Below are 13,236 nucleotides of genomic sequence, written 5' to 3'. Positions count from 1 at the left end.
CGCCCTGGCTTCGACAGGCTCAGCCCGAACGGATGGGGGCGGAGGTGTAGAGAGGCATGGATGGGCCTATGACCTGCACACCCCCTGCCCCGTTCACCCTGAGCTTGTCGAAGGGCTGGCACAGCCTGTGCACTGGCTTCGACAGGCTCAGCCCGAACGGATAGCTGAAGCACCAACATACCGTCCTCAACCAGCAGCCACCAATGCTCAGCCCGGCAACACCAACGCGGCCCGCGCCTTCAGCGCCGCAGGCCGCGAGTGGCAGCCCTCCAGGTGGTCGTTGACCAGGCCCATGGCCTGCATGAAGGCGTACACCGTGGTGGGGCCCACAAAGCTCCAGCCGCGTTTTTTGAGGTCTTTGGACAAAGCCACCGAAGCGGCGGTGGACGTGAGGGTGCGCGCGGCTTCGAGCGTCAGCACGGCAGGCCGGTCGGCTGCGCCGGGCTCGTACTGCCACACGTAGCGGGCCAGCGAGCCAAACTCGCGGCGCAGCTCCAGCACGCGGCGGGCGTTGTTGATGGTGGACTCGATCTTGCCCCGGTGGCGCACGATGGCGGCGTCCTGCACCAGGCGCTCCACATCGGCCTGATCGAAGGCGGCCACTTGCTCGGCATCGAACTGGGCAAAAGCGGCGCGAAAGCCTTCGCGCTTGTTCAGGATGGTCAGCCAGCTCAGGCCCGATTGGAAGCCCTCCAGGCAGATTTTTTCAAACAAGCGCCGGTCATCCATAACCGGGAAGCCCCACTCGTGGTCGTGGTAGTGGCGGTACAAGGGGCTGGCCTTGCACCACGCACAGCGCGCTCGGGCGGTGCCGTCGGCATCATGGGCCGCATCGGCCACCAGGCCTACGGGCAGCGCCGGTGCACCGGCGGGGATCTCGGTGGTGGTGGGGTCGGTCATGCCGCCATTCTAGGAACGCGCCGCGCCATGCTGCTGACAGGGGATGCCTGGCCACTGCGACCCCGCCCATGCCAACGGCCGCGCCATGTCGTACCCTTGCCCCATGCGCACGCGTTTTCGTTTTTCCCGCCCCCGCTGTATCGCCTTGGTTGGCGCGCTGGCGCTGCCCGCCCTGCTGCTGGGCTGCGCCCAAACGCGCGATGCCCTGGGCTACTACTGGCAGTCGGCGCACGGCCACGCCCAGTTGATGGGCGCCGCCCGGCCGCTGGACGACTGGATTGCCGAGCTCGACACCCCGCCCGCCCTGCGCACGCGCCTGCAACTGGCCCAGCGCGCCCGCGCCTTTGCGGTGGCCGAGCTGCACCTGCCCGACAACGCCAGCTACCGCCGCTATGCCGACCTCAAGCGCCCCGCCGCCGTGTGGAACGTGGTGGCAGCGCCGCCCGACGCGCTCAGACTGCACACCTGGTGCTTTCCGGTGACGGGCTGCATTGGCTACCGGGGCTACTTTGCCCAGGCCGATGCACAGGCCGAGGCCGACCGGTTGGCGGCCCAGGGGCTGGAGGTGGATGTGTACGGCGTGCCCGCCTACTCCACGCTGGGCTACATGAACTGGGCCGGGGGCGACCCGCTGCTGAGCACCTTTGTGGGCTGGCCCGAGGGCGACTTTGTGCGCCTGCTGTTCCACGAGTTGGCCCACCAGGTGGTGTACGCCCAGGGCGATACGGTCTTCAACGAATCGTTTGCCACGGCGGTAGAGCGCCTGGGCAGCGCCCGCTGGATGGCCGAGCACAGCACCCCCGAGGCCCGCGCCGCCCTGGCCACCAGCGAGCAGCGCCGCGCCCAGTGGCGCGCCCTGACCCGCACCACCCGCGCCGAGCTGCAAGCCATTTACGAAAAAAAACAGGCTGTAGCGCTTGATAATCAAGCGCTGGCAGCTATCAAATCAGAAGCAATGCAGCGCTTTCGTGCGGGCTACGCACAACTGCGTTCGCAGTGGCTGGCGGCCGCGCCCCCCACAGCCACTGCCGCCAGCACCCAACTGGCGGGCTACGACCGCTGGGTGGCCAAGGCCAACAACGCCAGCTTTGCGGCCCAGGCGGCCTATGACGAACTGGTGCCCGCGTTTGAAGCCCTGTTTGAACGGGAGGGCCGCGACTGGCCCCGGTTTTATGATGCCGTGCGACAACTCACCCAATTGCCCCAACCCGAGCGCCACGCCGCGCTGCGGGCACTGGCAAAAAACTCTCAGCCTCTGACCCAACCCAAGGAGAAACCTGGTGTCTGACCTTCACATCCAACGCGACCACCAACTGGGCCTGCCCCAAGCCCGCGAGGTGGCGCGTGCCTGGGCCCGCAAGGCCGAGGAAAAATTTGACATGGAATGCAGCTACGAAGAAGGCGACACGCAGGACACCCTGACCTTCACCCGCGCAGGCGTGAGCGGCACCCTGGTGGTGGACGCCCAGCAGTTCGACATGACGGCCAAGCTCGGCTTCCTGTTTACCGCCTTCAAAGACCGCATCGAAGCCGAGATTGGCGGCCAGCTGGACGCGCTGCTGGGCACGCCCAGCACCACCTCGCTGGCCTGAGGTGCGCAGCATGGCCACGCCCCCCAGCGTCCTGATCAGCGAAGTCGGCCCGCGCGACGGGCTGCAGTCCATCGCCACCACCATGCCCACCGCGCACAAGCTGCGCTGGGTGGATGCGCTGGTGGCCGCTGGCCTGCGCGAGATCGAGGTCGGCTCCTTCGTGCCCGCCAAGCTGCTGCCGCAAATGGCCGATGTGGCCGAGGTGGTGCGCCACGCCGTAGCCCGGCACCCGCACATCACCGTGATGGCGCTAGCCCCCAACCTGCGCGGGGCCGAGGCCGCGCTGCAGGCCGGGGCGCACAAGGTAACGCTGCCCGTGTCGGCCAGCGCGGCGCATTCGCTGGCCAATGTGCGCAAGACACCCGCCGCCATGGTGCAAGAGCTGCAGGCCGTGGTGCAGCTGCGCGCCGCCACCGCACCGAAGGCACTCATTGAAGTGGGCCTGTCGACCGCCTTTGGCTGCACGCTGCAGGGTGAGGTGCCCGAGGACGACGTGATCCGCCTGGCCGTGCAATGCGCCGAGGCGGGCGTGGACGAGGTGGGCCTGTCGGACACCACCGGCATGGCCAACCCGGCCCAGGTGCGCCGCCTGTTCACGCGCCTGCGTGCCGAGCTGGGCCCCAAGGCGGGCGCGGCCCACATGCACAACACGCGCGGCCTGGGTCTGGCCAACTGCTTGGCCGCCTATGACGTGGGTGTGCGCACGTTCGACGCCTCACAAGGCGGTCTGGGCGGCTGCCCCTACGCGCCCGGCGCCTCGGGCAACGTGGTCACCGAAGACCTGGTCTTCATGTTCGAGGCCATGGGCATTGCCACGGGGGTGGACTACGAGCGCCTGCTGGCCGCACGGCAAGCGCTGCAGGCCGGCCTGCCCAACGAGCCCCTATACGGCATGACCCCGCTGGCTGGCCTGCCCAAGGGCTGGCAGTCTGCGGCCTGACACGGCCACCCACGCCCCACGGAGACCACCCTTGGGCCCCACCGCCCTGCCCCCACACCGCCTGTACTACCTGCACAACTTTGTGCAGGCGCTGGACTGGGTGCGCGCGCGCTATGCCGACCTGCTGGCCCCGCCCGAGCAGGACTTCATCGCCCGCTTTGCACAACTGCCCGAGCCCGCGCAAGCGCTGCTGGTGCGGCTGGTGATGCGGCGCGGGCCGTGGTTTCGCGCGGGCAAGCTGGTGTACGAGGAAATTGGCGACATCGACGCCGCCGCTGCGCCGCTGCTGGCCCTGGGCTGGCTCGATGCCGCTGCCCCCATGGCACTGGCCGAGCTGTTTGCACTGCACACCCACCGCGAGGTGGCGGCGCTGTTTTCCGCCCCCGGCCCACACCCGGCGCAACCCAAGTCGCTGACCAAGGCCGCGCTGCTGCAGGCCCTGCTGCCGCACCACACCGCCGCCCAGCCCTACCGCCAATGGCACCCCGCCAGCACCGAGGCGGTGTGGCGCGTGGCAGAACACGTCATCGCGCTGTGCACGCGGCTGCGGCTCATGTTCTTTGGCAACCTGTTCCAGGACTGGTCGGAATTCGTGCTGGCCGACCTGGGCCTGTTCCAGTACGAAGTGGTGCCGTTTGATGCGCAGTCGCGGGCGTTTCAATGCCGCGCCGATGTGGATCACTACCTGGCCCTGCACGCCCTGCGCCAGGCGCTGGACGAGGGGGCCGAGCGCGCGCCCCTGCTGGCCGCCGCACTGCAAGCCACCAGCACCAACCCCTGGCTGGAGCGCCGCCGCGCCAAGCTGCTGATGCGCATCGGCCAGGCCTGCGAGAAGGCCGCCGACTGGGCGCTGGCCGAGCAGGCCTACGCCCACTGCACGCACCCCGGCGCGCGGCACCGGCGCATCCGCGTGCACGAACACCAGGGCCGCCATGCCGATGCGTTGGCCCTGGCCCTGCTGGCCCAGGCCGCACCGGAGAGCGACGAAGAAAGCCAGCGCCTGGCACGCATGCTGCCGCGCCTGCAACGCGCTGCCGGGCCATCCGCCTGCGCTGCGCAGCCACCGCACAAGCCCCAACGCGCAGCGGCGGCCCTGCCAGCACCGCTGGAGCTGGCCCTGCCCCACCCCGGCCCCACCACCTCGGTGGAATGGGCGCTGCGCCAGCACTGGCACACCGACGAGGCCCCCGTGTTCTACACCGAGAACGCGCTCATCAACAGCCTGTTCGGGCTGCTGTGCTGGCCTGCTGTGTTCGCGCCGCTGCCGGGGGCGTTCTTCCACCCCTTCCAGAGTGCCCCTGCCGACCTGAATGCGCCCGACTTTGTGGAGCGCCGCATCGCCCTCTTTGCCGAATGCCTGCACGCGCTGGAGGATGGCCGCTACCGCGCCCTCATCCTCGATCGCTTTGCCAGCAAGCAAGGGCGCCAGTCGCCCTATGTGTTTTGGGGGGCGCTGAGCGAGCCGCTGCTCCAATTGGCCCTGGAGTGCATACCCGCGGCACATTTGCGCCTGCTGTTTGCTCGCCTGCTGCAAGCCCCCGTGGCGCACCGCAGTGGGCTGCCAGACCTGGTGCGGTTCTGGCCCACGCGGCCGCCAGGGCAGCGCTACGAGCTGGTCGAAGTCAAAGGCCCGGGCGACAAGCTGCAAGACAACCAGATCCGCTGGCTGCAGTACTTCCACACCCACGGCCTGCCCGCCAGCGTGTGCCATGTGCGCTGGCAAGGTGCGCCCGGCGTGGAACATCCCACAGGCGCGGCGGCCACATGACCGCCCCACTTCCCACCCCGGCCCCACTGGCGGTTTCGGTGCGCGCCCTGTGCGCCTTCACAGCCCGCACGGGAGACCTGGACCTGCGCTTTACCCCCGCCCCCACGGCACTCGAAGGCATGGAAAACCACCGCCTGGTGCAGGGCCGCCGGGGCGATGGCTATGAGGCCGAGGTGGCGCTGAGTGGCCTGTTCCAGCAGCTCACGGTGCGCGGGCGGGCCGACGGGTTTGACGCACCGCGCCAGCAGCTTGAAGAGATCAAGACCTACCGGGGCCAGCTGGATGGCGTGCGCCCCCACCAACGTGCCCTGCACTGGGCCCAGGCCCGCGTGTACGGCCACCTCATGTGTCATGCGCGGGGGCTCACGCGGCTGCATGTGGCACTGGTCTATGTGCAAACCGGCACGGGGCAAGAGACCGAGCTGGTCGAAACCCACACCGCCGCCGATCTGCAAGCGCACTTTGAAGCGCTGTGCACACGCTACCTGGACTGGGCGCACAGCGAGCAGCAGCACCGCCAGGCGCGGGATGCAGCCCTGGCCGCGCTGGCCTTTCCGCATGGCAGCTTTCGCGCGGGTCAACGCGAGCTGGCCGTGGCCGTGTACCGCAACGTGGGGCCTGGCCAAGATGGCAATGAAGACGGCGGCCGTTGCCTGCTGGCCCAGGCCCCCACGGGCATTGGCAAGACGCTGGGCACGCTGTTCCCGCTGCTGCAGGCCAGCGCCCGCAAGGGGCTGGACAAACTGTTTTTTCTGACCGCGAAGGGCACCGGCCACGCGCTGGCGCTTGATGCCCTGGCCCGTGTGCACGAGCAACTGAGCCCGCCCGCACAGACCATCACCCCTGTCCCCCCCCTGCGCGTGCTGGACGTGCTGGCACGCGACAAGGTCTGCGAGCACCCCGACAAGGCCTGCCACGGCGAGTCCTGCCCGCTGGCCCAGGGCTTTTACGACCGGCTGCCCGCTGCACGCCAGGCCCTGGCGCAGCACACCAGCCTATGGGACGGCCCGGCCGTGCGCACCACCGCGCTGGCGCACGGCATCTGCCCCTACTACCTGGCGCAGGAGATGGCGCACTGGTGCGATGTGGCGGTGGCCGACTACCACTACTTCTACGACAGCGCCGCCATGCTGTATGCGCTGACGGTGGCGCATGGCTGGAGGGTGGGCGTGCTGGTGGACGAAGCCCACAACCTGCCCGACCGCGCGCGCCGCATGTACACCGCCGAGCTGCACCAGGGCACGCTGGCCGATGCCCGCGCTGCCGCCACGGGTGGCGTGCGCAAGGCGCTGGACGCACTGCAACGGCAGTGGAACGCCATCCACCGCGACCAAGTGGATACGTACTGTGCACACACAGCGCTGCCCGAGGCCTTTGTGCAAGCACTGCAGCGCGCCATTGGCGCGGTGGCCGAGGCGCAGACCGATGCGCCCCTGCTGCCCGGCGACCCGGTGCTGGCGCTGTACCTGGACGCCCTGCACTTTGCCGCCATGGCCGAGCAGTTCGGCAGCCACGCGCTGCTGGACGTGACGCTGGACGCCCACCGCCATGGGCGGCGCGGCACATTCAGCACGCTGTGCATTCGCAACGTGGTGCCCGCCCCGCACCTGGCGGCGCGCCACGCAGCGGCGCACAGCAGCGTGCTGTTTTCGGGCACGCTCACGCCGCCTGCGTTTTATCGCGACCTGTTGGGCCTGCCGGCCGAGACGGGCTGGGTGGATGTGGAGTCGCCCTTTCACAGCGGGCAGCTGGCGGTGCACACGGTGGGGCACCTGTCGACCCGCTTTGCCGACCGAGCGCAGTCGCTGGCGCCCATGACAGCGCTGATGGCCGAGCAGTTTGCGCGCCTGCCGGGCAACTACCTGTGCTTTGCCAGCAGCTTTGACTACCTGCAGCGCATTGCGGCCCAGCTGCAGCAGGCCCACCCCGAGGTGCCCCAGTGGCAGCAAACCGCGGGCATGGACGACGCGGCCCGCCAGGGTTTTTTGGACCGCTTTCAGGAGGGCGGCCAGGGCATTGGCTTTGCCGTGCTGGGCGGTGCGTTTTCAGAAGGGGTGGACCTGCCCGGCCACCGGCTCATTGGCGCCTTCATCGCCACACTGGGGTTGCCGCAGGTCAACCCGGTGAATGAAGAAATGCGCCGCGCGATGGACCGGCACTTTGGCGCGGGCAAGGGGTATGACTACACCTACCTCTTCCCGGGCCTGCGCAAGGTGGTGCAGGCGGCAGGAAGGGTGATTCGCACCGAGCAGGACGAGGGCGTGGTGTTTCTGATCGACGACCGCTACCGCCGCGCCCCGGTGCGGGCCCTGCTGCCCGCATGGTGGGCGCTGGATGGGGCGCCGCCAGCGCAAGCGGGGAGTGATGGGAGCCCACCTCGACGCCACCCAAGCCGTTCGGGCTGAGCCTGTCGAAGCCTTGCGCGGCGCGTCGACAGGCTCAACGTGAGCGCGCTTGTTTTTGCATGCGTGCGAACAGGCACACAAGACCCGTCAAAACAAAGCGGCCCACAGGCCGCTCGTCGCGAAGAAGAAGCTGAGGCAGTGCTCAGCTCAGCTCGGTGATCAGGTCGATGTACAGCTGCTTAGCCGCATCGGCTTCGGTGCCCTTGAGCTTTTCCCACGCTTCCCACTTGGCGCGGCCCACCACGTCGGAGAAGCTGGGCTTCTTCTCGGTGTTGTCACCGGCGGTGGCCTGCTTGTACAGAGCGTAAATTTTGAGCAGCGTAGGGTTGTCAGGGCGCTCGGCCAGGTTCTTGGAGTTGGCTACGGCAGCTTCAAAAGTGGCGTTCAGGTCAGACATGCGGGTGTCTCCGTATCGGTATGAAAAGGGGCGCGAAAAAGACGCAAAAAACAGGCCGCAGCGATCTTACGGCCTGCCAACAGCCAGCGCGTACACCCCCAGAGGGCGAGCGACGCCAAGACGACACTGCGCAGCCCGCATGCGGCCACCGCCCCGCGCTTTCATCGGGTTACCACAGCGATCAGCAGCCATCACCAGCCATCGAATGCTATTAATTTGATAGCTGCTAGCGCTTATAAATCAAGCGCTAGCAGCCTATTTCCCTTAAACCCTTGCCAATCCATCCACCGCCTGGAACAGCGACTGCCGCGCCTGGCTGATGATCTGGCCCTTCCAGGCATCGGTGTCGGTGTAGAAGGCCGCCAGCATCTGGGCCTTGATCTGTGCGGCCAGCTCGGCGGGGGCTTCGGGGTGGATGTTGAGCCAGTGCTCGGCCCGCAGGGCCTGGATGACTTCGGTGACCGGCACGGTGCCGTACTCCATAGCAATGCCGGTGTACTCGGCCTGCGGGCATTCGTCATAGATGGCGGTCCACATCAGCCCCGTGAGGAAGGCCGAGGTGGACGAGCCGTCGTAGATGGAGGTGACGGGCGTGGCGCCACCGCCATCCCACCACTGGCGCGCGCGCTGCACTGCGGCGGCATCGTCTTTGCCTGCGTAGATGCGCTCGCCCAGGCCGCTGGGGCCCAGGCCCGTGTGCAGATCGATCCAGGCCAGGCGCTGCGCACGGGTGCCGTGTTCGCGCAGCACTTGGCGCAGGGTCTGGTTGCTCCAGGTGGGCGCGGTGCCGCCATAGAACAAGCCCTGCGCAAACTCATGCTGCCCCCGGGTGATGGCGGCCTGCCAGGCGGCCTCGCCACGCTCTGCCAAAAAGGCCTGTACGGCCTGCACGTTGGCAGCATTGGGCGGCCACACATTGGGCAGCAGCAAAGGTGCGACTTCGCGGTAGGCGGTGTTCTCGGGCAGGCTCGCCTGGAAGGTGTGGAAGTTGCGGTTCAGGTCCACGTTCTCGTGCGTGGCACGGCGGATGTGTGAGAAGCCGTAGGGGTTGAGCGCGTGGATGTAGAGCACGGCCACACCCGCATCACGGGCCTTGGCGCGCCACTCGGCATCGTGCAGGGCAAACACCTGCACACCGCTGCCGCAGTAGCCCTCCACGCCGTGGCAGGCGCTGCTCACAATGAGCAGTTGCTTGGCATCTGCGGGGCCGTCCAGCGCTACGTCCATGGCCAGCACCTCGCCCTCGCGCCCCGCCAGGGGGTGGGTGTGCGACTCCATAGGCAGCCCAGCCGCTGCGGCGGCTTCCAGAAACTGCTTGCGGGCCACCGCGTAGGTAGGCGAGAACGCTTGGGAGATACCGATCATGGAGGGGTTTCTTTCCGGAGTGAAAAACGAAGGCTACGCGCCCTGTGGGCCAAGACGATGACAGAGGCGAAAAGGGAAGTGGGGGCGTGGCGCAGACGATCGGCCACCGGGCGCCGCGCCCCCCCGCAGATCAGCCCGCCTTGGCTGCGGCCAGCCACTCCTGCGCCAGGCGCACCCAGAAGGTGGCCCCCAGGGGGATCAGGTCGTCATTGAAGTCGTAGCTGGGGTTGTGCAGCGTGCAGGGGCCACCGCCGTGGCCCATCTCGCGGTGGCTACCATCGCCGTTGGCAATGAAGAGGTAGGCCCCGGGTTTGGCCTGCAGCATGTAGGCAAAGTCTTCCGCGCCCATGCTGGGCTCCTGGTCCAGCGCGTTGGCTTCGCCCACGATGCTGGCCATGACCTGGCGGGCAAACTGCGCCTCGGCCGGGGTGTTGATGGTGGGCGGGTAGTTGCGCACAAATTCGAAGTCGCACACCGCGTCGTGTGCAGCGCAGGTGTGTTCGGCCACCTGGCGCATGCGCTTTTCAATGAGGTCGAGCACCTCGAACGAGAAGGTGCGCACCGTGCCCTGCAGCTCGCAGCTGTCGGGCACCACGTTGGTGGCCTCGCCCGTGTGGATCATGGTGACCGAGATCACGCCCGCATCCACCGGCTTTTTGTTGCGGCTGATGATGGTCTGAAAGGCCTGCACCATCTGGCAGGCGATGGGCACCGGGTCCACCCCCATGTGGGGCATGGCGGCGTGGCCGCCCTTGCCGCGCACGGTGATCTTGAACTCGCTGGTGGACGCCATCACCGGCCCGGCGCTGGCGGCCATGGTGCCTGCGGGCATGCCCGGCCAGTTGTGCATGCCGTACACGGCCTGCATGGGAAACTTCTCGAACAGGCCGTCTTCAATCATCACGCGGGCACCGCCACCGCCCTCTTCTGCGGGCTGGAAGATGAGGTACACGGTGCCGTCAAAATCGCGGTGCTGGGCCAGGTGCTGGGCGGCGGCCAGCAGCATGGCGGTGTGGCCGTCATGGCCACAGGCGTGCATCTTGCCCGCGTGCCGGCTGGCATGGGCGAAGGTGTTGAACTCCTGCATGGGCAGCGCGTCCATGTCGGCCCGCAGGCCAATGGCATGGCCGCAGGCCCCGCCATCACGGCCTTGCACGATACCCACCACCCCCGTCTTGCCCAAACCCCGGTGCACCGGAATGCCCCACTCGGTGAGCTTGCCCGCCACCACATCGGCGGTGCGCACTTCTTCAAAGCACAGCTCAGGGTGGGCGTGAATGTCCCGGCGCACCGCTGCAATACCAGCAGCCTGGGTCACGATGGAGTCGATAACGTTCATGATGGTATGTATCCTTACGATGGCACAGTCTAGCCCGCCAGCAACACCCATGCCATCACCCTTGTGGCAGACCACCCGTTGCGAGACGGGTATTTCGGTCATCCCCGCCCGCCGTCACAACCTGCTCAAAGCGAGAACCCATGCTCTCCCCCCAAGCCCTTGAACTTGCGCAAACCCTGGTGCGCATGAACACCGTCAGCCAGAACTCCAACCTGGAGCTGATCCACTTTGTGCGCGACACCCTCGCCAAGCTGGGCGTGGCAAGCCGCCTGACGTATAACGCCGACAAGACCAAGGCCAACCTGTTTGCCACCCTGGGCGAGGGCAAGCCCAGCGGCATCATCCTGTCAGGCCACACCGACACCGTGCCCTGGACGGGGCAGAACTGGAGCATGGACCCCTTGAGTGCGCGGGTGCAGGACGGCAAGCTCTACGGCCGCGGCAGTGCCGACATGAAAGCCTTCATTGCCCTGGCGCTGGCGCATGCAGAAGCCTTCTTGAACAGCCAGGCCCCGTTCGCGGTGCACTTTGCGTTCAGCTACGACGAGGAGGTGGGTTGCTTTGGCGTGAAGGAGCTGATTGCCGACTTGCGCGACGCAGACATCAAGCCCCTGGCCTGCATTGTGGGTGAGCCCACGCTCATGGTGCCCGCCATTGCCCACAAGGGGGTGTACCGCTACAAGTGCTGCGTGCGCGGAAAGGAAGCGCACTCGTCGCTGACCCCAAGCTCCGTCAACGCCATTGAAATGGCCGCCCGCGTGGTGGGCCGCGTGCGCGACATGGCCGAGGGTTTTGAGCAGCACGAGCCCCGCTTCGAGGGCTTTGACGTGCCCTTTTCCACCGCCAGCGTGGGCCAGTTCCACGGCGGCATTGCCGACAACGTGGTGCCGCGCGACGCCGAGTTCCGCTACGAATTTCGAGACCTGCCCACCGCCAACGCGGCGCAGATGCAGGCCGAGGTGCTGGCCTACGCCAAGTCGCTGGAGCCCGCGATGAAGAAGGTGGCACCGGACGCGGGCTTTGGCTTTGAGACGATCTGCGAAATCCCCAGCTTTCTGGGCAGCAAGGACGACGCCGTCACCCGCCTGGCCCAGCAACTCAGTGGTGAGCGCAGCACCACGCTGGTGGCATTTGGCACGGAGGCCGGGCTGTTCAAAAACGCGGGCATCCCCACGGTGGTGTGCGGGCCCGGCAGCATCCAGCAAGCCCACCAGCCCGACGAGTTTGTGAGCCTGGAGCAGTTGGCACGCTGCGAGGCGTTTTTGCAGGGGCTGGCCCAGACCACGTCTTTGGACTGAATCAACCACACCCGCCGAACGCCCACAAAAAAGCCCGGGGCTTGCGCGCCGGGCTTTTTTGTGGGGCTGAACACGCAGGTTCAGGTTCTCACCCGACCATCCCCGGTGAGCATAGACATCTCCACAAAATGCGACGCAGAGTGGTCGTTGGGGCCAAACGACACCGGGTAGCCCGAGATGACCTGGGTGCCAATGCCCTCCAGGCCGGAAATCAGGCTGTCGCGGGTGATCTTGCCGCTGCCCTGGGCCTGGCGCAGCCCCTCGGTGAAGATGCGCGCCGCCACAAAGCCCTCCATGCTGGAATAGTTGGCCTGCACCTTGTCGCCGCCTTTTTTGATGGCCTCCAGAAACTCGCGCGTGATCTGGCGCGAGGGCTGGTAGGGCGAGGGCACGACCTGCGACACCACAACCCCGGCACCGTCTTTGCCCAGCTCGTCGGCCAGAGCCTGTGTGCCCACAAACGACACGTTGTAGAACGTGCCGCCAAAACCGGCCTTGCGCGCTGCACGCACAAAGGCAGCGCTGGCACCGTAGGCTGCGATCTGAACCACGGCATCGGGCTTGGCAGCCACCAGTTTCTCCACGGCAGCGGCAACATCGACCGAATTGCGCTCCACCGTGGCAGCGGCCACCAGGGCCAGCTTTTGCTCGCCCAGTGCCTTGTTCACGCCGTCCAGCCCAGCTTTGCCATAGGCATCGTTTTGGTGGAAGACGGCAATCTTCTTGAGCCCCAGGTTGACCAGTTGGCGCACGATGAGCGCGGTTTCGTCGTAGTACGAGGCGCGCACATGGAACACAAGGCGGTTGAACGGCTGGCGCAGCGATTCGGCCCCCGTGAACGGCGCAAAAAACGGCACCTTGGCCTGGGTGAACAGGGGCAGCGCCGCCATGCTGGTGGGCGTGCCCACATAGCCAAACAGCGCAAACACCTCGTCGGCGATCAGCTTGCGGGTGTTTTCGGCGCAGCGGTCGGGCTCATACCCATCGTCCAGGGTGCGGATTTCCACCGTGCGCTTGCCGATGCCGCCAGCGGCGTTAAGCTGGTCAAAAAACAGCTTGGCGCCCTGGTTGAACTGGATGCCCAATTGGGCCGCGGGGCCGGAGAATGCGGCAGATTGCCCCAACACGATGCGCCCCTCGCTCTGCGCACGGGCCAACCCAAAACCGCCCAGGGCAGCAGCGCCGACACCCACGGAAAATTGTCTGCGACTTAAAACGGATGGATTCATGGC

Annotated in this window: 11 protein-coding genes; 6 read left to right on the top strand and 5 right to left on the bottom strand. The window is 67.3% G+C overall.

What is annotated here, in order from left to right:
* Positions 1–207: 207 nt before the first annotated feature.
* Positions 208–900, bottom strand: coding sequence for a DNA-3-methyladenine glycosylase I (locus CLU86_RS20320; protein ID WP_099742880.1), 693 nt, complete (start codon positions 898–900; stop codon positions 208–210).
* A 103-nt stretch (positions 901–1,003) separates the two neighbouring features.
* On the opposite strand from CLU86_RS20320, the gene CLU86_RS20315 reads away from it, so the two are divergent.
* From CLU86_RS20315 to CLU86_RS20295, 5 genes are read left to right on the top strand one after another with little or no spacing between them, the layout of a single operon-like run.
* Positions 1,004–2,188 carry an aminopeptidase gene (locus CLU86_RS20315; RefSeq protein WP_099743735.1) on the top strand — a complete coding sequence of 395 codons (1,185 nt, stop codon included), beginning with the start codon at positions 1,004–1,006 and terminating at the stop codon, positions 2,186–2,188.
* On the top strand, positions 2,181–2,492 hold the full coding sequence (locus CLU86_RS20310) for a polyhydroxyalkanoic acid system family protein (RefSeq protein WP_099657678.1): 312 nt from the start codon (positions 2,181–2,183) through the stop codon (positions 2,490–2,492). Before CLU86_RS20315 ends, CLU86_RS20310 begins: the two co-directional genes overlap by 8 nt.
* Positions 2,493–2,502: 10 nt before the next feature.
* Complete coding sequence (locus CLU86_RS20305; RefSeq protein WP_099743734.1) at positions 2,503–3,432, top strand: hydroxymethylglutaryl-CoA lyase; 930 nt, start codon at positions 2,503–2,505, stop codon at positions 3,430–3,432.
* A 31-nt stretch (positions 3,433–3,463) separates the two neighbouring features.
* Positions 3,464–5,200: a VRR-NUC domain-containing protein gene (locus CLU86_RS20300; protein WP_233195129.1), complete on the top strand. Its 1,737-nt coding sequence runs from the start codon at positions 3,464–3,466 to the stop codon at positions 5,198–5,200.
* Positions 5,197–7,605 carry an ATP-dependent DNA helicase gene (locus CLU86_RS20295; RefSeq protein ID WP_099742879.1) on the top strand — a complete coding sequence of 803 codons (2,409 nt, stop codon included), beginning with the start codon at positions 5,197–5,199 and terminating at the stop codon, positions 7,603–7,605. Before CLU86_RS20300 ends, CLU86_RS20295 begins: the two co-directional genes overlap by 4 nt.
* 142 nt (positions 7,606–7,747) lie before the next feature.
* On the opposite strand, the gene CLU86_RS20290 is transcribed toward CLU86_RS20295, so the two are convergent.
* The 3 genes from CLU86_RS20290 to CLU86_RS20280 all read right to left on the bottom strand — a co-directional run bounded on the left by CLU86_RS20290 (position 7,748) and on the right by CLU86_RS20280 (position 10,706).
* Positions 7,748–8,002, bottom strand: coding sequence for an acyl-CoA-binding protein (locus CLU86_RS20290; RefSeq protein ID WP_099742878.1), 255 nt, complete (start codon positions 8,000–8,002; stop codon positions 7,748–7,750).
* Between the two features lie 264 nt (positions 8,003–8,266).
* Positions 8,267–9,367 carry a M14 family metallopeptidase gene (locus CLU86_RS20285; protein ID WP_099742877.1) on the bottom strand — a complete coding sequence of 367 codons (1,101 nt, stop codon included), beginning with the start codon at positions 9,365–9,367 and terminating at the stop codon, positions 8,267–8,269.
* A 130-nt stretch (positions 9,368–9,497) separates the two neighbouring features.
* Positions 9,498–10,706: a M20 aminoacylase family protein gene (locus tag CLU86_RS20280; RefSeq protein ID WP_099742876.1), complete on the bottom strand. Its 1,209-nt coding sequence runs from the start codon at positions 10,704–10,706 to the stop codon at positions 9,498–9,500.
* A gap of 140 nt (positions 10,707–10,846) precedes the next feature.
* On the opposite strand from CLU86_RS20280, the gene argE reads away from it, so the two are divergent.
* Positions 10,847–12,004: an acetylornithine deacetylase gene (gene argE, locus CLU86_RS20275; protein WP_099742875.1), complete on the top strand. Its 1,158-nt coding sequence runs from the start codon at positions 10,847–10,849 to the stop codon at positions 12,002–12,004.
* Between the two features lie 80 nt (positions 12,005–12,084).
* Here the strand turns inward: argE and CLU86_RS20270 are convergent, their stop codons facing one another.
* Entirely contained in the window at positions 12,085–13,233 is a 1,149-nt protein-coding gene (locus tag CLU86_RS20270) for an ABC transporter substrate-binding protein (protein WP_099742874.1), read from the bottom strand.
* Positions 13,234–13,236 lie beyond the last annotated feature (3 nt).

The sequence above is a fragment of the Acidovorax sp. 62 genome (assembly GCF_002754495.1).
In the GTDB taxonomy this organism is placed as follows: domain Bacteria; phylum Pseudomonadota; class Gammaproteobacteria; order Burkholderiales; family Burkholderiaceae_C; genus Acidovorax.
Note: the sequence above shows the minus strand (reverse complement) of the source record. Positions and strands in the feature narration are given on the sequence as shown.